Origin of the sequence: Nibricoccus aquaticus, assembly GCF_002310495.1 — a bacterium.
Classification (GTDB): Bacteria; Verrucomicrobiota; Verrucomicrobiia; order Opitutales; family Opitutaceae; genus Nibricoccus; species Nibricoccus aquaticus.
Genome location: NZ_CP023344.1, coordinates 4,215,291 through 4,240,660, shown reverse-complemented (window position 1 = coordinate 4,240,660; position 25,370 = coordinate 4,215,291). Strand labels below are relative to the sequence as shown.

Below are 25,370 nucleotides of genomic sequence, written 5' to 3'. Positions count from 1 at the left end.
GTCAACGGGCGCAACTCAGTCCAAGCAATTTTCGTGCTAGGTTTGCTCTGCGCTCTTGCCAGCCTCTGCGCGCTCACCTTTCCTTCGCCTCACAGTGGCCTCCCTCAAGCACATCTTCAACGAGCTGCACTACGAGCTGACCCGCAAGATCGCCGAGGGCGGCATGGGTATCGTCTATGAAGCCACCCAGCGCGGCGCGGGTAATTTCCGCAAGATCGTCGCGGTGAAACTCATCCGCGAAGAGTACTCCACGATCCCAGAATTCCAAAAAAATTTCATCGGTGAAGCCCGTCTCGTCGCAGATTTGATTCATACCAACATCGTCCAGACCTACCACCTCGGCCAGGTCGGCGGACAGTATTTCATGGTGATGGAGTTCGTCCGCGGCATCCACTTGGAGAACGTCCTCGACCGCCATCGCGCGCTCAAAAAACCCATCCCGGTCGATCTCGCCGCCTTCATCATTTCCCGCGTCGCCCGCGGCCTCGCCTACGCCCACACCAAACGCGACTCCGACGGCCGCCACCTCAACATCGTCCACCGCGACATCGGCCCCAAGAACGTCCTCCTCGCCTACGAGGGCGACGTGAAGCTCACCGACTTCGGCATAGCGAAGGCCCTCGACCTCATGTACAACGAGGAAGGCAAAGTCATCGCGGGCAAAGACGAGTACCTCTCCCCCGAGCAAGCATCCTACGCCGTCACCGACGCGCGCGCCGACCTCTTCCCCCTCGGCATCGTCCTCACCGAATTGCTCCTTGGCCGTAACATTTTTCGCTCCGCCGACCGCCTCGAATCCCGCCGCAACATCCTGACGCTCCCCATCCCGCGCTTCAGCACGCTGCGCCCCGAGATTGATGCGCGCCTCGAAGCCATCATTCAAAAAGCTCTCCAGCGCGATCGCGAGAAACGTTACCAGAGCGCCGGCGAGATGCTAACCGACCTCGAAGTTTACCTCTACAGCGACCGCTACGGCCCGACCAACGAGAAACTAGGCGTCTACCTCAAAGAGCTCATGGAGTACCACGAGCCCGGCGTCCCCCCCCTTTCCTTACGTTCCCCTGCCCCGTCCTCGATCTGACAGCATGACCACCACTAACACACAGGCAGAACATGAGCGGACCTTCGTTTAGTCAGGATCTCCGGCAACGTCAGACGCAGTCGCTGGTACTCGCACCCCAGCTTCGGCACTCGTTGAAAATCCTTCAGGTCGCCGCACTCGACCTGCGCTCCGTCATCCAGGAAGAGCTTCAAAACAATCCCACGCTCGAAGAGCTCCCGATGGAAGGCGTGAGCCTCGACAAAGAGCGTGAAGCCGACGCCGCCGACACCCGCGATTCGAGCGAAAGCGGCACCAGCGATGAAGGCGATCGCCGCGAGGAAATGGATTTCTCCAAGGAATTCGAAATCCTCAACAAGCTCGACGAAGACTGGCGCGACTACATGTCCCAAGCCGGCGGCAGCCAGAGCTACACCTCCGAAGACGCCGAGAAACGTCAGCACTTCTTCGACTCCCTCGTCACCGAGACTTCCCTGCAAGAACACCTCATGGGCCAGGCCGATCTCGCCGACCTCTCGCCCGAGATCCAGGAAGCCATGCGCTACCTCATCGGCAGTCTCGATGACCGCGGCTTCCTCACCCAGACGCCTAACGACATCGCCCTCCAGACCGGCCTCCCACTCGATTCCGTCCAGCAAGCCGCGAAAATTCTCAAAGGCTTCGAGCCCGCCGGCATCGGCTGCCAGACCCTCGAAGAATGCCTCCTTCAACAACTCGCCTCTAAAGGCCGCACCGACTCCCTCGCCTCCCGCATCGTCCGCGATTATTTCCAACTCCTCTCCCGCCGCCGCATCCCCGAGATCGCCCGCAAACTCGGCTCGCACATGGACGACGTGCAGATCGCCATCGAGGAAATCGGCACGCTCGATCCCGCCCCCGGCCGCCGCTTCGCCGACGATAGCAACCGCGTCGTCGTCGCCGACGTCACCGTCGAGAAAGACGACGACAAGTGGGTCATCCACCTCAACAGCGACTACATCCCGCGCCTCCGCATTTCGAATACCTACCGCGACCTCATCGCCAAAGGCACACTCTCCAAAGACGAGCGCGAGTACCTCCGCGAGCGCATGCGCTCCGGCAAATTCCTCATCAACTCCATCGAGCAGCGCCAGCAGACCATCGAGCGCATCACGCGCGAGATCCTGAAAGTGCAGCACGAGTTCTTCGAGGAAGGCGTCTCCAAACTCCGCCCGCTCACGATGACCCAGATCGCCGATGCCGTCGGCGTCCACGAGACCACCGTCAGCCGCGCCATCGCCAACAAGTTCATCAAGACCCCGCACGGCGTCTTCGACTTCAAATATTTTTTCACCCCCGGCTACCAGAACGACAACGGCGCCTCCGTTTCCAACACCAGTGTGAAGGAAATGATCAACGACCTCATCGCCGGTGAAGACCGCAGCCAGCCGCTCAGCGACCAGGAGATCGTCGCCAAGCTCCAGGAGAAGGGCATCAACATCGCCCGCCGCACCGTCGCCAAATACCGCGAAGAACTCGGCCTTCTCCCGAGCAACCTCCGCCGCGACTACACATAAGGTGGAGCGCGCACTCCCGAGCGCTCTGTTGGACTTCGCCCGAGACTTCCTGCCGAATCGAGTCTGGTGCGTAAACCCAAGTCTGCGTCCGCCCAACTACCAATTACTAACTCCCCGGCATCTATCTCCCTTGCGAGCAAGGCCTCGCTTCATTGGCCACTGGTCATTGCGTCACTGGTCATTCCCCCCGTGCTCCTCGCCTTCAACAAACCCTACGGGGTCCTCTCGCAATTCACCCCAGAACCCGGCTCAGCCTGGCGCACCCTTGCCGAGTTCGGCCTCCCTCCGCGCGCGTACCCCGTCGGCCGCCTCGACGCCGATAGCGAAGGCCTCCTCCTCCTCTCCAACGAACGCGCCCTCATCGACCGCCTCCTCGACCCGCGCCACGCCCACCCCCGTGAATACCATGCCCAGGTCGAACGCATCCCCTCGCCCGACGCCATCGCTCGCCTAGCCGCCGGCGGCATTCCTCTCGGCGAACACCGCACGCTCCCCTGCCGTGCCCGCCTTCTCGATACACCGCCGGATTTCCCTACGCGTAATCCTCCGATCCGCTTCCGCAAAAACATCCCCGACTCCTGGCTCTCCCTCGAACTCACCGAAGGCAAAAACCGCCAGGTCCGCCGCATGACCGCCGCCATCGGCCACCCCACGCTCCGCCTCGTCCGTGTCCGTATCGGCGCACTCACCCTCGCCTCCCTCGCGCTTGCCCCCGGCCACTCCCGCGAACTCACCACCCCCGAGCGCCAGCAACTCCTCTCGTAGCCTCTTCCGATGGAGGGACGACCTCCATGTTCGTCCACTACCCACCCAGACCTCACCCAAAACATCTCTCGCCCGCACCGCCAATCCACCGCCTGCGTCCGGGCTACCCACTACCCGCTACTGCCTTCACCGCCCCCCGCCTTTCCTCTCGACACCACCCACACCGCTTCCCAATTTCCGACCTCAGTTTCTGCCCTGCGGGCGTAGCACAATGGATAGTGTAGCGGTCTCCGAAGCCGTTGATGTGGGTTCGATTCCCGCCGCTCGCACCAGAAACCGAGGAAAACGTTCGCACACATTTGGCGCACAAATTTCCCATGACTAGCGTGCTTCATTGATGCAGTCGCACGGGAATCAAACTGGTTGAGCACAAACGCACTGATCGGCACGTCGGCACGCTTGAATTTGCGTTTCGCGGCCTGCTCTCCTGCGCATGGCCCAAGGAGGGCTGCGGTTCTTATCCCGTAAAGGGAGCCGCAAAAACAACCCCCATAGTAAAGTATCCCATGAAGAAGCTATCACTCGTAGCTCTCGTAGCCGCGTTTCTCGCTCAACTGTGCCCAACGCTTTGGGCTGCTGTAACTATACGAACTTCGAAACAACCAGTGCCTTCGTCACCGTTAAAGTAACCCCGAAATGGATCAGATACAGCTGGACCCCGGTGTCTGGTTATCCCGGCGGAGGTGTGTGGGACACGACCATCTTCGAAAGGGATTTTCAAACCGAGGCGTACACCGTATTCCCATTGGAATCCGTGTTTTTGGGGGATGACATTATCGTGCCCGGGCATGAGCCCCTCGGCGCGCCCACGACCCCAACACCAGGCATGATATTTGAGCAACCAGGCGGCTACGAATACACGTTAGAATCCATCAATCAACGTCCGGCTCCTCCCTCGCCCACGCTGGATCCAAACGTGTGGCCGGAACTGGCTTTGGTCGTCCGCAGGAGCGGAGAAGCTGGCGGTATCGTGACCAGCTCCGACCCCTTCATCGAGCAAACCGAAAGTTTTACCATCACTCTCGGCCAGTCACTGGATATTAAAGTCATGGCAACCTCGGCCGGATATCTGCAATAGGCCGGCTGGTGGGTGAATGGAGTAGGAATCAATTTTGGCGATCCGGGCACAGCCGATTTCGTCACATGCACGCCATCGACCACCCAGGAACAGTCGCTCGTGGTGACTGGCACCTTCACAGCGTCCGCTGCGGGAACCTATACCATTTACCCAAGCGGCCTAGCCGGTCAGGGATGGGATGGACTGCCGGTGGTTGTCACCGTCGTGACACCGTAATCCGAGGAAATATTACTCAACTGGCAGGCACCGTGAAAAGCGGTGCCACCTCCGAAAGCGAATAGTCGAATTCAAGCCCTCCGATATGCCGGATTTCTTTTTGTCGCTCGTACAGTTCGGCCTGTTTGCACGAATGAAAAGGCCGCGCACGATGGCACTCGTCGGTATCGCGGCATGAGGGCCGGAGGGCTTTTAAGCCGCGATAATTTCTCCGACGAAACTGCACTCCCCTGCAACCCCATGAATAAATTAGTCCGCGCCTTTCTGGCGCTCGCTACGTTCGCGCTCAGCTCAGCGCTATTTGCCGGCTCCGCCGATGTGTATGTCGACTCGGGTCAGACGTTTTACCTCACAGTAAACGGCACCGGTGATTCAGATATAACCATCGTGAATCTGGACACCAATCAGACAGTCGCGAGCATCTCAGCGCTCACGACAAATGGCTCTACCTACAGCTACAGCTATTGGTACTATGGCAGCACAGCATCAGGAGTGACGCTGACCGACCAAAGTCATGCATACGCCACAGTCACAGGCCTCACGGCAGGCAACTATCGAGTGACCGCAACGTCTTCTCAGCTCACCGACTTTTCATCCAATTCATGGGGAAACTCGGCAGAGATAGATTTATGGGATCCCTACTCTGGATGGGGATGGATGGATATAAATGTGAGCATCCAATGACGGCTCAAAGCCCGCTCTTCGCAGCGGGCTTTTTTATGCCCAAAACTCAAGCTCCGATCCGTCCAGGCATTGGGCAGAGTTTCGCTGATACGCTTACCAGAAACACACGTCCGAACGCTTGGATTCGCCCATCGGCTAACCACCCGGCTCTTGCCGACAACTGCGCCCCCCTCGCATCGTCGCGCGCATGAATCTCCCGCTTCCCCGCTGGTCGCGCCTCCCGCAACGCCTCCTCCTCAGCACCGTCGCCCTCGCGCTCACCACCGCGCTCTTAGCGCAAAAATCCGCGCCCGCTTCCCTTCCTGCCACACCCGCGTCCGCGTCTTCAGAGACTCTCGCCCCCGACGCTCCCGTCACCTACGACGCCGACGCGATGGCCCTCATTCTCGCCCGCCGCTACGTCGCCGGCGAGGGCAACGCCGATTCCCGCATCGCGCTCCTCGACGCCCTCGGCCGCATGGGCTGGGACGTCCGTAATCACCCCGGCCTCATCACCCATCCCGCGCCCGCCGGCACCGCCACCGGACTCGCCATGCGCGACTACGAGATCGACGAACTCCTCTGGAAACCCGCCGACCAGCCCACCGTCCGCTTCATCTCCTTCGCTCAAGCCGTCGCCATTCCCTTCGAAGACGCCGACCCCGAAGAACTCGCTCAAGACCTCCTCGATACGCTCCGCAAATCCGCCGACAGCGATAACCCGCAGCAACGTTTTTGGGCCCGCTTCATCATCGCCCTCGGCCGTGTCAGTCCCTCCGGTTACGACCTCACCGGCCTCGCGCCTGCTCCCGTTATTCAGCCTTCTCAAAAGCAGCTCAAAGCCCTCGAAAAACAGGCCAAAGGAAACCCCTTCGCCCTCATCGCCGCGATGCAGCCCCAGCCCGTCTGGGACGAAAAAGATCCCGTCCTCGCTGCTTCGCCACGCCCCGAGCGCGACGAAGACGACCCGCGCTCCACCATCCAGCAGCGCGACCAAAAACGCCTCGACGAACTCTCCGACGAGCTCAACGCGCTCTCCGAAAAAATCGGTGCCGCCACCGATCCCGCCGCCCAAAAAATCCTCCAGGATAAACTCAACAAGCTCATGACCGAGATGGCTGCCATCTCCAACCGCTCCGCCACCGCCTCCACTCTCCAGGCCGCCGCCACCATGCGCAAACTGACTCAACCCCATTCAAGCAAATCCAACTCAAACGACGAAAGCGAAGAAGACGATGACTCCGATTCCGACGACGAGGATGATGACAAAAAATCCTCCGGCCCTCGCTTCATCGCCGAGTGGCGCGATCAACCCCTCTCGCTCCTCCAAGTCTCCCTGCTCACCCGCGTCCTCTCCGCCGACCTCCGCCTCTACGCCAAACGCACGTCCGCCCCCGCATCCAAATCCCGGGCACGCCTCGGCTCCTTCTTCTCACCACGCTCACCCTCGCTCTCCTCAACCTCCGGCATCAGCGGCTCACTCCCCTTCGCGATGATCACCCTCGCGCAACTCGCTCCCGCGCCCGCCCCGAACTTCGGCGATCAATTCTCCGGCGCCGGCGGCGACATCTGGGCCACCGTCACCGGCGCTTACACCGGCGCGGTTCTCGATCACCACCTGCCCGACAGCAAATTCTCCAAAGCCGCCGGCATCGCGAACGTCATCATCGCCTGGTACAAAACCATCATGTCTGTCGCGCGGCAGAAGATCACCATCGAGGTCGAAAACGCCCCGCTCGTCCGCACCAAGAACCGCACCGCCGGTGAAAAACGTACCGCCAAGGCCACGGTCGAAATCGATTTCCCCAAGAGCGACGTCCTCAAAGCCATCCGCGCCGCCGGCAATCTCACCACCATCGACCTCCAGCTCCCCGACGGCGGCCCCGTCTCCGGCGCAAAGGTCGTCTGGCGTCTCGTCGAGGGCAGCTACAACAACAAATACCAGACCGCGAAAGGCGGCTGGGAATACAAACCCGAGCTCGCCGTCGTCCAGTTCGCCGAAGGTGCCGGCTACACCTCCACCACCAACGACGCGGGCGAAGCCACCATCACGATCGAAGGCGCTCCTCAGAAAAAAATTCTCCCGAAAAATGTGCGTCCCTACATGCGCCGCGCCGCCATCGCCGTCGAGGTCACCATCAAGGTTGGCAACATCACCCAGGACATGAACGACGCCATCAACACCGCCATGGGCGGCCCCGTCGGCGGCGGCCTTAGCTTCCTCGCTGACATGGTTCTCCGCACCTCCTTCTTCTTCCAAAAAAGCCAGGTCTTCGACGTGAAGGACTGGAAGGAACCGCACTGGGAAGGCGACTTCGAGATCACCGCCAAAGCCTCCGGCTCCAAATCTAACAAAGGCGAAAAAGGCGGCCCGCCCGTCACCTACAAATGGAAGATGGAGCGCAGCATGGAAGGCCGCCTCATCACGCCCGATTGGGACGAAGACGACTCTCAGAAAAAAGACCCCACGCTCGCCCGCTACACCCTCGAGGTTGATGGCGATTCCCGCTACTTCAAACTCGACGATTCCTCATCCGCGAAATCCTCCCGCATCGACAACCGCTACGAAGCCACCGGCCCCGTCCAGATCCAGCCCTCCGGCCAGAACCAGCTCGCTTACTACGGCCGCTCCGAACCCAGCGGCAACGCCTCGCTCAGCTTCACCGGCGGCAAGATGATCCTCGAGATCGAGCCCTTCTTCGGCGCCGAATGCGTCGTCGGCACCTACGAAAAAAACGGCAGCCGCTCCAGCAACCGTGCCGAAACCCGCTTCCTCAGTCTCCTCGACGGCGTGTACCCGTCCGAATTCCGCGTCATCGAAGATAACGACGGCACGCAGGATTATTACGAAGGCACCAAGACCTTCGACGGCCTCGGCAACCTCCCCTTCGTCCCGCAGTTCGATCTCGAGGTCGTCCTCAAGTGGCGCGTCTGGCGCAACAATCCCCCGCCCAAAAACAAAACCCGCTAACAAACCCACCAGAAGGAGGCGTACCCTCGCCGTCACTTCACCGTGAAACCCGCTGCCGATCTCGATCTGCTTCCGCTGCCCGCGCCTTTGGCCAACGCCAGGGGCGCGTCCGCCGCTTCACGCATCCGTACATCGGCCAGACCCATTGAGTCCAACGAAGGCCAATCCCTCGCCCCGCGCCTTCGTCTCCTCCGCTTCGTCCTCGCTGCCGCACTCCTCACTCTCCTCGCCGCCATCGCCCGCCACCAACTCTTCCGCTCCAACGAATACTCCGCCGCCGCCGAGCGCCAAAGCCTGCGCCGTCTCCTCGAACCCGCGCCACGCGGCCGCATCCTCGACCGCGAAGGCCGCGTCCTCGCCGACACTACTAACCGCATCTCCGCCTCCATTGACCTCGGCAAACTCCACGCTGACCTCACCCGCGACCAGCGTCTCCAGCTCCTCCAATCTCACCTCGACCGCCTCAACCATCTCCTAGCCCGACCCGCCTCGACGCTCGACGCCGCCCGTCTCACGCGCCACCTCGCCCGCTCCCGCGTCTTCCCGTTTACGTTGATCGAAACACTCACGTCCGCCGAAGCCGCGCGTCTCACCTCCGCACTCGCATCTGACGACATCATCCGTCTCCAACGCACGCCCACCCGCACGTATCCTCACGGTTCACTCGCCGCCCACCTTCTCGGCCGCGTCCGCAACGAGCCAATACAGATCACCTCTGCGTCCGATTCCGATCTTCACACGCTCGCAGCCACCGAACTCACCGGCGAGTCCGGCCTCGAAAAACTCCACGACACTCTCCTCGCCGGCTCGCCCGTCGAAACCACCCGCCGCGTTAACGCCCTCGGCTACACCGTCGCCACTCCGCTCTCCACCCACGCCTCCACACCCGGCCGCGACCTCACGCTCAGCCTCAACCTCGATCTCCAGCGCGCCACCGAAACCGCGCTCGACGCTGCCACCGGTTCATCCCGCGGCTCCGCTGTCGCCATTGATATCCGCACCGGCGAAATCCTCGCCCTCGTCAGCCGCCCCGGTTTCGACCTCAACGCCGTCTCTCCGTCGATCTCCGCCGCCACCAAGCAGCAACTCGACGCTTCCGGCGCCTGGCTCAACCGCGCCACCCAAGCCCTCTATCCGCCGGGCTCAACCCTCAAAATCTTCACCGTTCTCGCCGGCTTCCGTTCCGGTGCCCTGAATCCGGATACCGCCCATCGCTGCGACGGCTGGATCCAGATCGGTAATCGCCGCTTCCCCTGCCATAACTCCGCAGGCCACGGCACGCTCACGCTCAACCGAGCCCTCGCTCACAGCTGCAACATCTTCGCCGCCCGCACCGGCCTCGCCGCCGGCCCCAACGCCCTCGCCGCTGAAGCCCGCCGCTTCCACTTCGACTCACCCACCGCCATCGACCTCCCGTCCGAAACCACACGCTCGCTCATCCCCGATCCTGCGTGGAAAAAATCCAAAGACCTCGGCCCCTGGACCGACGGCGACACCGTGAACCTCGCCATCGGCCAGGGCTTCCTCCGCATCAGCCCGCTTCAAGCCGCCTGCGCCATGGCCTCCCTCGCCCGCCGCGAAACGCTCACCGTCCCCACACTCCTCCGTCAACTCGGCCGCAATCCCACCGGCGACCTCCCCCGCGAACCACTCGACATCTCCGACGCCAACTACACCGCCCTCCTCACGAGTCTTCGCAATGTCGTCGCATCCGGCATCGGCAGCGAAGCCCAAGTCCCCGGTATCACAATCGCCGGCAAAACCGGCACCGCCCAGATCGATACCACCGAAGGCCGCAAAAACATCGCCTGGTTCCTCGCCTTCGCCCCCGCCGAAAAACCCGAGATCGCCCTCGCCATCGCCCTCGAAGGCGATTCCCCAAACGTCGAATACGCCGGCGCCCACCACGCCGCCCCCATCGCCCGCGAAATCCTCAGCGCCTATTTCGGTAAGCACATAACGCCATAAGCACGCCGACTGCCTCTGGCTCAGATCAGGGCTCGTCCCGAAACCTTTGCCCCATCAAAGCGTCATGCTTGAGACGCGGACACTTTGTCTGCATCGCTCCTCTATGCGCGTGTACGTTTCCCGGTATCTCCCCGTCGCACTCTTTTCGACGCTCCTGATTTTCAATGGCTGCAAAAAGCCCTCCGCCCAACGCGCAGGCGCGCCACCCGTGCCTGTGAAGGTCGCGGCGGTCACTCAGCGTGACGTTCCCGTCACGCGCGCCGCCGTCGGTGTCGTTCAGCCGCTCCACACCGTCTCCATCCTCAGTCAGGTCGAGGGCGTGCTGACCAAGGTCCACTTTCGCGAGGGCGACAACGTGAAGGCGGGCGATCTCCTCGTCACTCTCGACCAACGCCCTTTCCTTGCGGCCTCCCGCTCGGCCGAAGCTCAACTCGCCCAAGCTCGCGCCAACTTCGAGAAGGCCAGTGCCGACCTCGAGCGCTACACCAAACTCCACGAGCAAAAGGCCGTCTCCGACACCGACTTCAGCCAGTACACCAACGTCGCCACCAGCGCCCGCGCCTCTGTCGCCGTCCAGGAAGCCGCTGCCGCCACCACGAAGTTGAATCTCGACTACACCGAGATCCGCGCGCCCATCGACGGTCGCACCAGCCGCCTCGCTCTCCGCGAGGGTTCACTCGTCCGTGCCAACGACGCCAGCACCCCCCTCCTCACCATCAATCAGCTCGCGCCCATCGGCATGAATTTCTCCCTGCCCGAGGTCGATCTCGATGCCGTTCAATCCGCCCTCAAAGCCGGCAAGGTCACCGTCGAAGCCCGCAAACCTTCCGACGCCAAACGCGTCTGGACCGGCGAACTCGACTTCGTCGACAACACCGTCGGCCTCAACACCGGCACCATCGCCCTCCGCGCCAACTTCGCCAACGAAGACGCCCAGCTCTGGCCCGGCCAGTTCGTCACGCTCTCCATCAAGATCGGTGAACAGCCCGGCGCATTCCTCGTTCCCGCCACTGCCGTCGTCGATGGACAACAGGGCTCGCAGGTCTTCGTCGTGAAGCCCGACAACACCATCGAGGTCCGCCTCATTCATCCCGGCATCACCTCCGGCAACGAGGTCGTGATCGACGGCGTCAAAGCCGGCGAAACCGTAGTCACGGACGGCCAGCTCCGCCTGCTCTCCGGCTCCAAAGTCGTCGTTTCCGGCGCAGGCAACGGCGGCGGCAAACAAAAGCCCGCCGACGCCGTGGCCACCAAGTCCGAAGCCAAACCCTCCGCCCAGCCATGAATCTCCCCGAGCTCTGCATCAAGCGGCCGGTGATGACCACGCTGCTCACCGTCGCCCTCGTCGTCTTTGGCGTCATCTCCTTCCGCATCCTTCCGGTGAGCGACATGCCCAACGTCGAGTTCCCGACCATCAGCATCAACGCCTCCCTCCCCGGCGCCTCGCCCGAAACGATGGCCACCGCCGTCGCCACGCCGATCGAGAGCCAGCTCTCCACCATCTCCGGCATCGATTCGATGAGCTCCACCAGCTCACTCGGCAGCACCAGCATCACGCTGCAATTCTCCCTCGATCGAAACATCGATAGCGCCGCCCAGGATGTGCAGACCGCACTCTCCGCCGCGCAACGTCAGCTGCCGAACGAGATGACGTCGCCGCCCTCTTTCCGGAAATCCAATCCGTCCGACCGCCCGATTCTCTTCATCACTATGAGCTCGCCGACGCTGCAGCTCTCCGAGGTGAATGACTACGCGGAGAACATCCTCGCACAGCAGATCTCCATGATCACCGGCGTGGCCGATGTGAATGTGTACGGCTCCCAAAAGTACGCCGTCCGCGTCCAGTTCGATCCGCGCCAGCTCGCCGCCCGCGGCATCACCATCGATCAGGTCCAGTCCGCCCTCGCCGCCCAAAACGTCAATCAACCCACCGGTCAGGTCGACGGCGCTGCCAAGACCTACACGATCACCGCCACAGGCCAGCTCGCGAAGGCCAAAGAATTTTCTCAGATCATCGTCGCCTGGCGCGACGGCACGCCCGTCCGCCTCGGCCAGATCGCCAAGGTCATCGACAGCATCCAAAACACCCGCGTCTCCGCGATGGTCTACACCGCCGACGGCGCGCGCCCGACCATCATGCTGGGTATCTTGAAACAGCCCGGCTCCAACACCGTCGCCGTCGTCGACGCCATCCGCGCCGCGCTCCCGAAATTCGAGGCGGAACTGCCACCCGCCATCAAACTCGAGATCCTCCGCGACGGTTCGCAGGCCGTCCGCGAATCCGTCCACGACGTCGAGTTCACGCTCCTGCTCTCCATCGCACTCGTCATCCTCGTCATCTTCCTCTTCCTGCGCTCCGCCACCGCCACCGTCATCCCCAGCATCGCCATCCCGCTCGCGCTGCTCGGCACATTCGTGGTGATGCACTTCTTCGACTTCACCCTCGATAATTTCTCGCTCCTCGCGCTCACGCTCTCCGTCGGCTTCGTGGTCGATGACGCCATCGTGATGCTCGAAAATATCGTCCGTCACATCGAGATGGGCAAAAGCGTCCGCGAGGCCGCCCTTATCGGTTCAAAGGAGATCGGATTCACGATTCTCTCCATGACGCTCTCGCTCATCGCCGTGTTCATCCCGCTCATGTTCATGAGCGGCGTCCTCGGCATGCTTCTCCACGAGTTCGCCATCACGATCACCGCGTCGATCATCGTCTCCGGCATCGTCTCGCTCACGCTCACGCCGATGCTCTGCAGCCGCTTCCTGAAACCGCACGCGCACGCCCAAAAACACGGCCGCATCTACCGCTTCAGCGAAAAAATGTTCGACGGTATGCTCCACACCTACGAGCGCTCGCTGAAGTTTTTCATGCGCCACCGTCTGATCACGATCGGTTCCGCCGTCGTCTCGCTCGTCCTCACCGGCGTCCTCTTCACGCAGCTCCGCCAGGGTTTCATCCCGACCGACGACCAGGGCATGCTAAACGTCAACATCGAGGCCGCCCAGAGCACCTCCGTCACCGCCATGCGCACCTACCTCGATCAGGCCGCGCGCATCGTGAAAGACCATCCCGCGGTCGACGCCGTCCAGTCCAGCATCGGCGGCGGCCGCAGCACCGGCACCAACACCGGCTCGATGAATGTCCGCCTCAAAGACCGCAGCGAACGCGTCTCCGCATTCATCGTCGCCAACGAACTCCGCGCCAGCCTCTCCAAAGTCGTCGGCATCCGCGCGTATCCACAAGTTCCCCCCACGATCCGCATCGGCGGCATCGCGTCGAAAGCGCTCTACCAGGTCGCCATCTCCGGCTCCGATCTCGACAGCCTCTACGCCACCGCCGGCGACTTTGAGAAAAAACTCCGCGAACTCCCCGAGCTCACCGACCTCAACTCCGATCTCCAGATCACCAGCCCGCAGCTCAGCGTGGAGATCAACCGCGACCGCGCCGGCGCCCTCGGCATTTCACCCGCCGCCATCGAGAGCGCGCTCTACAGCGCCTTCGGCACGCGCCAGGCCTCCACGATCTACACCTCCAACGCGCAATACTACGTCATCCTCGAGATCGACCCCGCGCTCGGCTTCGATCCCGCCTCGCTGCGCTCCGTCCACCTGCGCACCTCGACCGGCGAACTCGTTTCGCTCGACACCGTCGTCACCGTGAAGCCCAAGGTCGGCCCGCTCACCGTCGGCCACATCGGTCAATCCGCCGCCGTCACCTACTCATTCAACCTCAAGCCCGGCGCCGCGCTCGGTGATGCCACCGCCGCCATCGCCCGCGCCGCCGAAAGCCTGCCGCCCTCGATTTCCTATTCACTGCAAGGCACCGCCCAGGCCTTCCAGCAATCGATGAGTAACATCGGCCTGCTCCTCATCCTCGCCATCTTCGTCATCTATATCGTGCTCGGCATTCTCTACGAAGACTTCGTCCACCCGCTCACGATTCTCTCCGGTCTGCCCGCCGCCGGCCTCGGCGCGCTGCTCACGCTCTGGCTCTTCGGCGAAGAGCTCAACATCATGGGCTACGTCGGTCTCATCCTGCTCATCGGCATCGTGAAAAAGAACGCCATCATGATGATCGACTTCGCCCTCGCCGCCGAACGCGAACAAGGCGCCAACTTCTCCCCCGAAAAAGTCATCTACGAAGCCTGCGTCGCCCGCTTCCGCCCGATCATGATGACCACCTTCGCCGCCTTGGCTGGCGCACTTCCCATCGCCCTCGGCATCGGCGCCGGCGCCGAATCCCGCCGCCCACTCGGCCTAGCCGTCGTCGGCGGCCTCGTCGTCTCCCAACTCCTCACGCTCTACCTGACGCCCGTCCTCTACATCTACATGGAGCGTTTAAAAGGCCTCTTCCGCCGCACCGCGACTCACACTGATCCCGCCCACTCGCCTACAGTGCTAGTCGCAAAACCAACGGTAACTCGTGCCTAATGAATCCAATCACGTTTGTGCTTTAGCCGCAGCATTGAGGACGCGCTTAGCGATATTTTCGTGAAAGCCCGCATGAGTTAAAATTTCAACTGAGAAATCCTTCGGTCTGGAAGCAATCAACAACAGATACAGCACGAATTCTACCCCCATACACCACCGCGGTTCGGCGACATATTCTACAAAACTGGTGAAATCCTTAGATAGCATTTTCTTCAATTCGCTAATTGTTCTGATGCCAATCCGCTCACAATGCTCCACGATATCGCCGAGGTAATTATGCGGCTCCTCTTCATCCCTGACGTCTTCTAGATCCGCGGGATTTATACCTCTGGCTTCAAGCTCGTTCAGCACATCTTTCAATGGCTTCCATTGCCTAACAAAGGCTTGGAGCGAAGATATATCTAACCCGATTTCATCGACTCCTTTTTTTACCGCAACGGAGGCTTCTCGTGCCTTCTCCGCCGCAAGATCCCTGAGTTCCAGAAACTCCTCATCAGCCAACTCAAATAGGCCAGCTAATCTATGGAGTTTCCTACGTAGCTCGTGCGGGACATCGCCTTCTTTCTTGTACTGCAGAGCATGAGAAACCGCCGCCCAAGAATGCTGAAGAACTGTGCGTAGCTGCAGCTCGAAGTGCAGTCCTTTATATCTACTCCACTCAGATAATTTAGAACGGCGGGTAGCAAGGCGCAGTACGCAATGAAGTGAGAGATACCCAAATCGATCTGCAGACAAACCTTTGGGCTGATGACCTAACTCTTCTCCTATCAGCTCAAACTCCCCTTTCAGCATTTTGCCTATTTTTGCGACGTCGTCCGAGTAGTACAAAACTACACGTACTCCAACTAGGTCAGGTATGTCGCTGAGCGGATTTGAATATGACTTACCAGGACGCTGCAGCTTTTCCGTCAGACTTTCTGGCGACTTAGCCCGAGCTTCTACAAAATGAAATTTGGTTTTATTTATGACTAGCAGCTCATCTACCAAATCGCGCACCTTGTTCGCAAAGGATGCATAGAGAGGAAGATTTTTACGGTATGCCGCTATTACGCTATCCAAGTCGTCAGTCATAAATCTAACAGAACGTTTTGGTCTTATGCTGTTCTCCTCCTGATAGGACTTAGATCGACCCCGGCAGACGGTCGAGCTGCAAATAGCATTAGACCAATCCGATAACGGCTATATCGAGCTAGCGACTCCTAGCTCACTTATCGCCCACACCTCGAAGCACAAAAAACGGCCGGAAAAAATTCCGGCCGTTTCGCGTTTAAGAAACTTTGTCTGGTGATCAACTCGCTCAAATATGAATCGCCTCACCCAGTGAAGCCGCGGCGGCTTCCATCACCGCTTCGCTCAACGTCGGGTGCGCGTGGATCGTCTGGTGGATTTCTTCGACCGTCGCTTCGAGTTCGATCGCAAGGCCGTACTCGGCGATGAGCTCGGTCGCTTCCGAGCCGATGATGTGCGCGCCGTAGATTTCGCCGGTCTTCGCATCGGTGATCACCTTCACGAAGCCTTCGCTGTCGGCCGAGGCGACCGCCTTGCCCGACGCTGTGAACGGGAATTTGCCGACCTTGTAATCGAGCTTCTTTTCCTTCGCGGCCTTCTCGGTGAGGCCCGTGCTGGAAATCTGCGGCTGGCAGTAGGTGCAGCCAGGAAACTTCTGCACGCGCTTCGGCTTGCCGTGGCCGAAGATGCCATTGACGCAGCTGACCGCTTCAAACGTCGCCACGTGCGCGAGCCACGGCGGCCCGATGATGTCACCGGCGGCGTAGATGCCCTTGATCGAGGTCTGATAATCGTCACCGACCTTCAGGTAATTCTTCTCCAGCTCGGGCTTCACGTTGCCCGCGAGGAGGCCGTCGACATTGGCGACGACGCCGATAGCCGAGAGCAACAGCTCCGCTTCGACTTCGGTCTTCTGGTCGCCTTTCACGAGATCGACCTTCACGCCGTCCGCACCGACGCGGAAGTTTTCACACTTCGTGTCCGTGTGAATCACGATGCCCTGCTTCTCGAACGAGCGGTGCAGCGTCTTCGCGATTTCCTCGTCCTCGACGGGCACGATCTGCGGCAGCATCTCGACGAGCGTCACCTTCGTGCCAAACGCGTTGTAGAAATAAGCGAACTCCACGCCGATCGCGCCGGCGCCGACGATGATCACCGACTTCGGCAGCTTCGTGTTCGCGAGGGCCTCGCGCGAAGTCATCACGCGCACGCCGTCGTACTCGAGACCGGGGATGCGGCGCATCTTGCAGCCGGTGGCGATGAGGATGTTTTTCGTTTTGAAGAACTTTCCTTTGTGCTCGCCCTCGGTGACCGAGACCATGCCCGGCGCGCTCACCTGCGCCTTGCCGACGATATAATCGACCTTGTTCTTCTTGAAGAGAAATTCCACGCCCTTGGCCATCTGCGTGGCAACGCCGCGCGAACGCTCCATGACCTTGGCGAAGTCGAATGACACATCCTTCACGCTGATCCCGAACGACTCGGATTTTTTGATCTTCTGATAGAGATCCGCGCTCTTCAGCAGCGCCTTCGTGGGAATACAACCCCAGTTAAGGCACGTGCCGCCCGCGCGCTCCATTTCGATGCAGGCAACTTTCTTGCCGAGCTGTCCGGCACGAATCGCGCCCGCGTAGCCCGCGGGACCGCCGCCAATAACGATCAGGTCATATTCAGTGGTTTCAGCCATGGTAGGAAAGAGGTGTGAGTTCGCGGAAAACCGCAACCGTCACGCCCCCCGCCAGCACCGTCAAACGGGAAAATCCGCACCCCAAATCCTAGTAGGGCCGGACCTCGCATCCGCGCTCCAGCTTCATAGGCGTGCTCGAACGCGTTCAGATATCGATCACATCGCCCTTGCCCGGCGGCACACTCTTCTCCGGCTGCTTCACCTGTGGCCGCGGCGGAACGCCAAAGCCACCAAATCCCCGTCCACCCATTCCGCCGCCAACGCCACCGCCCGGCGGACGCGGCCCGCGCGGCCCCTGATTACCCAGCAGCGCATTCGCGACGAGATTGGTCAGGCTGACGATGATCGCTCCGCCAATCGCCGACCAGAATCCATCGACGTAAAAGCCGTTGACGAGGTTTCCCACCAACGAGAACAACAACGCATTGATCACCACAATCCCCAGCCCCAGCGTCATAACGATGAACGGCATCGCGAATAACATCAGCACCGGCTTCAGGATCGCATTGAAGAAACTCAGCAGCAGCACGACCACGATCAACGTCTCCCGGCTGTCGCAATGAATCCCATTCACCAGCTTCGTCGCCATCGTCACGCCCACGGCGAGCACGCACCAACGAACCAGGAGTTGCACAAACGGATGTTTCATCTGAGCCGCCCACTCTTCGACGGCTCATTTCCCGCGCAATGAAAATTCTCGTCATCCAGGACCGCCTCCGCAGCGGCGGCACCGAACGCCAGTCCATCCTGCTCACGCGCGCGTTCATCGCCGCTGGTCACGACGCCGCCCTCCTCACTTTTCGCCCCGGCGGAGCGCTCGGCCCCACCGCCGCCGACCTCCCGCGCATCGTGCTCCAGCCTTTCGATACACACCTCGACTGGTTCGCACCCGGTCTCTTCAAGAAAGTCATCTCGTTCGCGCCGGACATCATCCTCTGCATGGGCCGCATGGCCAACTGCAACGCCGGCTCCGTGAACCAAATGCTGCGCGTGAAATTCCCCGGCAGCGCCATGCTCTGCACCATGCGCACCGGCAAACGCCTGCCCATGCTCTTCGTGCACTCGCTGCACCAGGTCCGTCACGTCATCGCCAACAGCCACGTCTCCGAAAAAATCCTCGTCGAAAACTACGCTGTGCGGCCGGACAAAATCAGCGTCATCCACAACTCCCTCGTCTTCGCTCCAACCGCCGATCCCGCCACCGCCGCAAACGACCGCGCCCAACTCCGCGCCCGTTTCGCTGCCTCCGAAAAAACCATCGTCCTCCTCTGCGTCGCGATGTTTCGCCCCGAAAAAAATCAACGCGAACTCATCGAACTCGCCGCTCAACTTCCGCGCGACCGCGACTGGCAGCTCTGGCTCGGCGGCGAAGGCGCCGCCCTCGCCGACTGCAAAGCGCTCGTCGTCTCCAAAAATCTCGGTGACCGCGTAAAATTCACCGGCTTCCAGTCCGACCCACGTCCGCTCTACCACGCCGCCGACCTCGCCGTCCTCACGTCGAAGAGCGAATCTCTTTCTAACTTCCTCGTCGAAGCCCACGCCCACGGCCTCCCGTCCGTCGCTTACAAAGTCAGCGGCGTCGCCGAATGCGGCGGCCTCGTCGTCCCTCCCGGCGACCAATCCGCTTTTCTCGCCGCACTCACTCCGCTCCTCACCGACGCCACCACCCGCACCAACGAATCTACCCGCGTCCGCGCCTACGCCGCCGCGCATTTCGCCCCCGAGCGCCAGGCCGCCGCCCACCTCGAACTCTTCCAGCGCCTGCTCCACGCATAGCTCGCGCTTCCGAAGGTAGGGCGGGTTAGCCTTAACCCCGCCGGTTCGACTCCGCTCGTTCCCTGGAGGGACGATCGCCGTGTCGTCCGTTCTCTGGAATTTCTGTACGCTCCGCCAATCCTGACACCGTCCTGTCAGTAATCATCCCAACTACGGCCGTCATCTTCATCGCGCAGTTGAATTCCAGCGCCGCGTGTACATCGGTGTTCGCCCTGTGTCCAAACGCACCGCCAAGCCCACCGCCGCCTCCGTTTCCCGCAAAGCCTCCGCCCTAGCCGCGAGCACCAGCGAGCGGTCCGTTCCCTCCCCCGAATCCATCCGCCTCCGCGGCGTCCGCCAGAACAACCTCAAGGGCTTCGACCTCGATCTTCCCCTCGGCAAATACATCGTCGTCACCGGCCTGAGCGGCGCCGGCAAATCCTCGCTCGTTTTCGACACGCTCCACGCCGAAGGACAACGCCGCTACGTCGAAACCTTTTCCGCCTACACGCGCCAGTTCCTGGACCTCCTCGACAAGCCCAAGGTCGACTCGATCGAAAACATCCGCCCGTCGATCGCCATCGAGCAGACCAATACCGTCAAAACGTCGCGCTCCACCGTCGGCACGATGACCGAGCTCACCGACTTCTTCAAAGTCTGGTTCAGCCACGTCGCCGAATGCTTCGACCCCGTCACCGGCGAAAAAGTCGAAGACGACACCCCGCAATCCATCTGGGAAAAAATCTCCGCTATCCACGCGAAGCAAACCCTGATCATCGCCTTCCGCGTCAAGAAACCCGACAACCTCACCTGGCCCGAAATCCTCCAAAACCTCAAAGGCCAGTCCTACGTCCGCATCCTTGTCCCTGCCGTCGATGGCAACACGACCGCCCACCGTATCGACGATTTCCTGACCGACCTCTCCGCCGCGAAACCGTCCGCACCGGCCAGCCAACTCAGCGACCACATCTTCGTCGTCCAGGACCGCGTCACCATCGACGCCGCCAGCCGCGCCCGCTTCCTCGAAGCCACCGAAACCGCGCTCCACTTCGGCCACAACGAAGTCCGTCTCTTCTCAACCGCCGACTCCACCTTCCGCGAGGTCGCCCACTTCTCCCGCGGACTCCACTCGCCGAAAACCGGCCGAACCTTTCGCGCCGCATCGCCTGCGCTTTTCTCCTTCAACTCCCCGCTCGGCGCCTGCCCGCAATGCCGCGGCTTTGGCCGCGTCATCGAGATCGATTACCGTCTCGCGATTCCCGATCAGACCAAGTCAATCGACGACGGCGCGCTCAAGTGCTGGGAAGGCGAAGTCTACTCCGAGTCGAAACGCGACCTGATGACGTTCGCCAAGAAGCGAAAAATCCCGACCAACGTTCCTTTCGCTTCACTCACGCCCGAGCAACGCGCCTTCGTCATCGATGGCGAGCCCGGCTACGGCGAAGAGAACAACAAAACCTGGCCGCAGTATTGGTACGGCGTGAAAGGCTTTTTCAAGTGGCTCGAGAAAAACACGTACAAGATGCACGTGCGCGTTTTCCTCTCCCGCTACCGCGCCTACAACCCCTGCCCTGCCTGCGGCGGCACGCGCCTCCAGCCCGAATCCCTCTGCTGGAAATGGCAGGGTAAAACTCTCCCCGAACTCTACCAGATTCCCGTTAGCGAACTCCTCGAACTCGTCGGCCTCTCCACCTCGCTACTCACGCGCTCCGCCGAATCGTCCCGCAGCGCCGAACTCGCCTTCGAGTCCATCCGCACGCGTCTCCGTTATCTGCAGCAAGTCGGCCTCAACTACCTCACGCTCGACCGCTCCTCCAAAACCCTCTCCGGCGGTGAAGTCCAACGCGTCAACCTCACGTCCTGCCTCGGCACCTCGCTCGTCGACACGCTCTTCGTCCTCGATGAACCCAGCGTCGGCCTGCACCCGCGAGACATCGACCGCCTCATTGCAATCATCCGCACGCTGACAGACACCGGCAACACCGTCGTCGTCGTCGAACACGACGAAGCCATGATCCGCGCTGCCGACCATGTTCTCGAAGTCGGCCCCACTCCCGGCAGCCGCGGCGGCCACATCGTCTTCCAAGGCGACGTCCCCCAACTCCTCGCCTCCGACGCCGCCATCACCGGCGCCTACCTCTCCGGCCGCGAACGTATCGAAACACCGGGCATGCGCCGCCCCGTCACTAAAAAATCGCCCACCCTCCGTTTCACCGGCGCCTCCAAGCACAACCTCCGCAACGTCGACGTCACGCTCCCGCTTCAGCGTCTCGTCTGCCTCTCCGGCGTCTCCGGCTCCGGCAAATCCACGCTCCTCGACAGCGTCATCCACCAGGGCCTTCTCACCCAGCGTCACCTGCTCACCGAAGACGTCGCCGTTATCGAAAAAATCGAGAGCGACCTCGAGTTCTCAGAGATCGTCCTCGTCGACCAATCCCCGCTCAGTCGCACGCCGCGATCCAACCCTGCGCTCTACACCGAAGCCTGGGATCTTATCCGCGAACTCTACGCCCAAACCCCCGCCGCCCAAGAAGCTGGTTTCAGCCCGTCGAGTTTCTCCTTCAACAGCGGCGACGGACGCTGCGACCACTGCCAGGGCCTCGGCTACGAACGCGTCGAGATGCAATTCCTCTCCGACGTCTTCGTCCCCTGCCCGGTCTGCGAAAGCCGCCGCTTCAAACCCGAAGTCCTCGCCATCACTTGGAACGGCCGCTCCGTCGCCGACCTCCTCGCGACCAGCATCGACGACGCGCTCACGCTATTCGCCGAACACGCCACCATCCGCAGCCGCCTCGCCAGCCTCCAATCCGTCGGCCTCGGCTACCTCACGCTCGGCCAGCCGCTCAACACCCTCAGCGGCGGCGAATCCCAACGCCTCAAACTCGTCCGCTACCTCTCCGGCTTCACCGGAGAAATCTCAGCCGTCAAATCCACGAAGCCCGACAACGCTGCTCCGTCCAACGGCGCACTCCTGCTCCTCGACGAGCCCACCACCGGCCTCCACCGCCACGACGTCAAACGCCTCCTCACCGTTCTCCACGCACTCGTCGATCGCGGCCACAGCGTAGTCGTCATCGAGCACAATCTCGATGTCCTCAAATCCGCCGACTGGATCCTCGAAGTCGGACCTGAAGCCGGCGCAGATGGCGGCCGTATCATCGCCACGGGCACGCCAGAAACCATCGCCGCCGCCAACACCGCCACGAGCCCCTTCCTCCGCGACGCCCTCGACGAACACGCCCGCGGCGCTACCGAATTTCTCGCCGCCGAATCTCCCGCTCCCTATCGCGCCGCACTCGCCGCACTCCCTTCATCCTCCGTCCTCCGTCTCGAAGGTGCCCGCGAGAACAACCTCAAAAACCTCTCGCTCTCCATCCCGCACCGCGAGCTCACCGTCGTCACCGGCGTCTCCGGCTCAGGCAAATCCACTCTAGCCTTCGACATCATCTTCGCCGAAGGCCAGCGCCGCTTCATGGAGTCCATGTCGCCCTACGCGCGCCAGTTCGTCGAACAACTCCCGCGCCCCGATATCGACCGCCTCACCGGCATCCCGCCCACCGTCGCCATCGAGCAACGCGTCACCCGCGGTTCCCGCAAATCCACCGTCGCGACCATCACCGAGGTCGCCCAGTACCTGCGCCTGCTCTACGCCCGCATGGGCATTCAGCATCACCCCGACACCGACCGCCCCGTCGAGCCGCTTTCCCAAGGCCAGCTCAAAGCCCTCCTCACCCGCGTCCTCGCCACCCCAAAAGCGAAGAAAGCCAAACACCTCTACCTCTGCTCGCCGCTCATCCGCGGCCGCAAAGGCCACCACCAGCCCATCGCGACCTGGATCGAAAACCACGGCTACGAACTGATGCGCGCCGACGGCCGTCTCCTGCGCGTCGATACCTTCCAAAAACTCGACCGCTACAAAGAACACGACATCGAAGTCGTTGTCGCCGACCTGAAGAATCTGGAAGCCAGATCTCAGAAACCAGCCAAGGCCGCGAAATCTAAAACCTCCGCCAAGGACACCTCCGCCCCCTCCGCTTCTGCCGTCCGGCCTCTAGCCTCTAACGTTCTGGAAGAAGCCCTCCGCCTCGGCAAAGGCTCCTGCTTCCTCGTCACGCCCCAAGGCGACGTCCTCTCCTGGTTCTCCACCACGCGCACCGACATCGACACCGGCGAATCCTTCCCCGAGCTCGACCCAAAACAATTCTCCTTCAACTCCCCGCGCGGTTGGTGCCCGACCTGCCGCGGCCACGGCCGCGTGTTCCCGTGGATGCTTCAGCTCGAAAAAGAGGAAGCCAACGACGACGAAGCCGACTCCGCCCTCCGCCTCCGCGCCTTCGGTGTCGAATCTGCCGACGACGTCGCCGAGGAAGGCCAGCCCTGCCCCGAGTGCCACGGCGCCCGCCTCAACCGCATCGCCCGCGCGGTGAAACTTCATTTCACGTCCAAGAAACAGCCGCCGCTTTCTCTCCCCGATCTGCTGCGCACAACTCCCTCACAACTGCTCGCCAACCTCCGCGCCCTCGAACTCGACGCCCGCGGCAAACTCATCACGCAAGACATCGTCCCGCAGATCGAGGAACGCCTCCGCTTCCTCGACCACGTCGGGCTCGCTTACCTCTCGCTCGACCGTCCCACTGAAACGCTCTCCGGTGGCGAAGCCCAGCGCATCCGCCTCGCCGCGCAACTCGGCTCCAACCTCTCCGGCGTCCTCTACGTCCTAGACGAGCCGTCCATCGGCCTCCACGCCCGCGACAACGATCGTCTCATCGAAACCCTCGAATCCCTCCGCGCCAAAGGAAACACGCTCCTCGTCGTCGAGCACGACGACGAGCTCATGGAGCACGCCGACCGCATCATCGATCTCGGACCTGCCGCCGGCATTCACGGCGGCGATCTCCTCGCCAACGGCACGCCCGCCGAAATCAAAGCCAGCGACAAATCCCTCACCGGCCTCTTCCTCGCGCGCGGCATCAAACATCCGTTGCGCGGCGCGTACCGACCAATCGAGAAACCAGAAGCCAGATCCCAGAAGCCAGCCAAGACCTCAAAAGCTAATGCCATCGCCAAAGACGTTTCATCTCTTCCCTCCGCCGACTCCGACTCTGGCATCCGGCCTCTGGCATCTGGTTTTCTGTCCCTCACCGGCGCGCGCCTCCGAAATCTCAAAGACTTCGACCTCCGTCTCCCGCACGGCCGCCTCATCATGGCCGCCGGCCCAAGCGGCGCAGGCAAATCCACGCTCTTCCGCGACCTCTTAAATCCCGCCGTCACGCACGCGATCAAAGCCAAGAAAACCAAACTCACCGGCCGCGACTTCGTGAAAGCCACCGGCTTCACCGCCGACACACTCACTCAAACCCCGGACGCCAAATCGCTCCCGCCCTTCGACGAACTCACCGGCGCTTCCCACTTCAAAGCCGTCATCGAAGTCGACCAATCGCCCATCGGCAAAACCCCTCGCTCTACGCCCGCGACCTACCTCGGCATCTTCGACCTCATCCGCCAGTTCTTCGCGTCGTTGCCCGAAGCAAAAATCCGCGGCTACTCCGCCTCGCGCTTCTCCTTCAACACCGCGGGCGGCCGCTGCGAAACCTGCTCCGGCGCCGGCCGCATCAAACTCGAAATGGCCTTCATGCCCGACACGTATTTGCCGTGCGATGACTGCCGCGGTTCGCGTTATAGCGCCGACCTCAGCGACATCGCATGGAAGGGCAAAAACATCGGCCAGGTCCTCCAGCTCACGTTCGAAGAAGCCGCCCAGTTCTTCGATTTCCATTCGCAGCTCTCCCAAATCTGCCAGCTCATGGTCGATTGCGGCCTCGGCTACCTCACCCTCGGTCAGAGTTCGCCCACACTCTCCGGCGGCGAAGCCCAGCGCCTCAAACTCGTCACCGAACTTTCCGCCGGTCTCGCCAGCTACCGCGAACGCAGCCGCGGCCAGCAACCGCACAACCTCTACCTCCTCGAAGAACCGACCATCGGCCTGCACCTGAGCGACTGCGAAAAGCTCATCCGCGTTCTCCACTCCCTCGTCGACCAAGGCCACACCGTCGTCGTCATCGAACACCACCTCGACCTCCTCCTCGAAGCCGATTGGATCATCGAACTCGGCCCCGTCGGCGGCCCCGACGGCGGCCAGCTTTTGTATCAAGGACCCTTGGACGGCCTCCTCAAAGTCAAAGACTCCCCCACCGCGCCCTATCTCCGCACTAAACTCAAAGGCCGCGCTTAAGGTC

At 61.7% G+C, this 25,370-nt stretch carries 14 protein-coding genes and 1 tRNA gene; 12 read left to right on the top strand and 3 right to left on the bottom strand.

The window, feature by feature from the left end; genetic code table 11:
- Nucleotides 1-94: 94 nt before the first annotated feature.
- The 10 genes from CMV30_RS17120 to CMV30_RS17075 all read left to right on the top strand — a co-directional run bounded on the left by CMV30_RS17120 (nt 95) and on the right by CMV30_RS17075 (nt 14,684).
- Nucleotides 95-1,081, top strand: coding sequence for a serine/threonine protein kinase (locus CMV30_RS17120; protein ID WP_096057159.1), 987 nt, complete (start codon nt 95-97; stop codon nt 1,079-1,081).
- 32 nt (nt 1,082-1,113) lie between these two features.
- On the top strand, nt 1,114-2,595 hold the full coding sequence (gene rpoN / locus CMV30_RS17115) for an RNA polymerase factor sigma-54 (protein WP_096057158.1): 1,482 nt from the start codon (nt 1,114-1,116) through the stop codon (nt 2,593-2,595).
- A gap of 189 nt (nt 2,596-2,784) precedes the next feature.
- The gene (locus tag CMV30_RS17110; protein ID WP_096057157.1) at nt 2,785-3,360 is read left to right on the top strand and encodes a pseudouridine synthase; all 576 of its coding nucleotides are present in this window, start codon (nt 2,785-2,787) and stop codon (nt 3,358-3,360) included.
- A 197-nt stretch (nt 3,361-3,557) separates the two neighbouring features.
- A tRNA-Arg gene (locus CMV30_RS17105) sits at nt 3,558-3,632 on the top strand.
- A gap of 284 nt (nt 3,633-3,916) precedes the next feature.
- Nucleotides 3,917-4,438, top strand: coding sequence for a hypothetical protein (locus CMV30_RS17100; RefSeq protein WP_138223357.1), 522 nt, complete (start codon nt 3,917-3,919; stop codon nt 4,436-4,438).
- Between the two features lie 456 nt (nt 4,439-4,894).
- Nucleotides 4,895-5,338: a hypothetical protein gene (locus tag CMV30_RS17095; RefSeq protein ID WP_138223356.1), complete on the top strand. Its 444-nt coding sequence runs from the start codon at nt 4,895-4,897 to the stop codon at nt 5,336-5,338.
- A 187-nt stretch (nt 5,339-5,525) separates the two neighbouring features.
- Nucleotides 5,526-8,288 carry a hypothetical protein gene (locus tag CMV30_RS17090; RefSeq protein ID WP_096057154.1) on the top strand — a complete coding sequence of 921 codons (2,763 nt, stop codon included), beginning with the start codon at nt 5,526-5,528 and terminating at the stop codon, nt 8,286-8,288.
- Nucleotides 8,289-8,330: 42 nt separating this feature from the next.
- On the top strand, nt 8,331-10,256 hold the full coding sequence (locus tag CMV30_RS17085) for a peptidoglycan D,D-transpeptidase FtsI family protein (protein ID WP_096057153.1): 1,926 nt from the start codon (nt 8,331-8,333) through the stop codon (nt 10,254-10,256).
- A gap of 64 nt (nt 10,257-10,320) precedes the next feature.
- Complete coding sequence (locus CMV30_RS17080; RefSeq protein ID WP_096057152.1) at nt 10,321-11,541, top strand: efflux RND transporter periplasmic adaptor subunit; 1,221 nt, start codon at nt 10,321-10,323, stop codon at nt 11,539-11,541.
- Nucleotides 11,538-14,684: an efflux RND transporter permease subunit gene (locus tag CMV30_RS17075; protein WP_096057151.1), complete on the top strand. Its 3,147-nt coding sequence runs from the start codon at nt 11,538-11,540 to the stop codon at nt 14,682-14,684. The genes CMV30_RS17080 and CMV30_RS17075 overlap by 4 nt, the downstream gene beginning before the upstream one ends.
- A gap of 9 nt (nt 14,685-14,693) precedes the next feature.
- Here the strand turns inward: CMV30_RS17075 and CMV30_RS17070 are convergent, their stop codons facing one another.
- From CMV30_RS17070 to CMV30_RS17060, 3 genes are all read right to left on the bottom strand, one after another.
- Nucleotides 14,694-15,755: a GTP pyrophosphokinase gene (locus CMV30_RS17070; protein ID WP_096057150.1), complete on the bottom strand. Its 1,062-nt coding sequence runs from the start codon at nt 15,753-15,755 to the stop codon at nt 14,694-14,696.
- Nucleotides 15,756-15,981: 226 nt separating this feature from the next.
- Nucleotides 15,982-17,379: a dihydrolipoyl dehydrogenase gene (lpdA, locus tag CMV30_RS17065; protein WP_096057149.1), complete on the bottom strand. Its 1,398-nt coding sequence runs from the start codon at nt 17,377-17,379 to the stop codon at nt 15,982-15,984.
- Nucleotides 17,380-17,524: 145 nt separating this feature from the next.
- Nucleotides 17,525-18,013 (bottom strand): phage holin family protein, encoded by a 489-nt coding sequence (locus CMV30_RS17060; RefSeq protein ID WP_245844286.1) that lies wholly within the window; start codon nt 18,011-18,013, stop codon nt 17,525-17,527.
- 53 nt (nt 18,014-18,066) lie between these two features.
- Between CMV30_RS17060 and CMV30_RS17055 the strand changes: the two genes are divergently transcribed.
- Both CMV30_RS17055 and uvrA read left to right on the top strand, forming a co-directional pair.
- Nucleotides 18,067-19,155 (top strand): glycosyltransferase, encoded by a 1,089-nt coding sequence (locus tag CMV30_RS17055; protein WP_096057147.1) that lies wholly within the window; start codon nt 18,067-18,069, stop codon nt 19,153-19,155.
- A gap of 214 nt (nt 19,156-19,369) precedes the next feature.
- Nucleotides 19,370-25,366: an excinuclease ABC subunit UvrA gene (gene uvrA / locus CMV30_RS17050; protein WP_096057146.1), complete on the top strand. Its 5,997-nt coding sequence runs from the start codon at nt 19,370-19,372 to the stop codon at nt 25,364-25,366.
- Nucleotides 25,367-25,370: the final 4 nt, after the last annotated feature.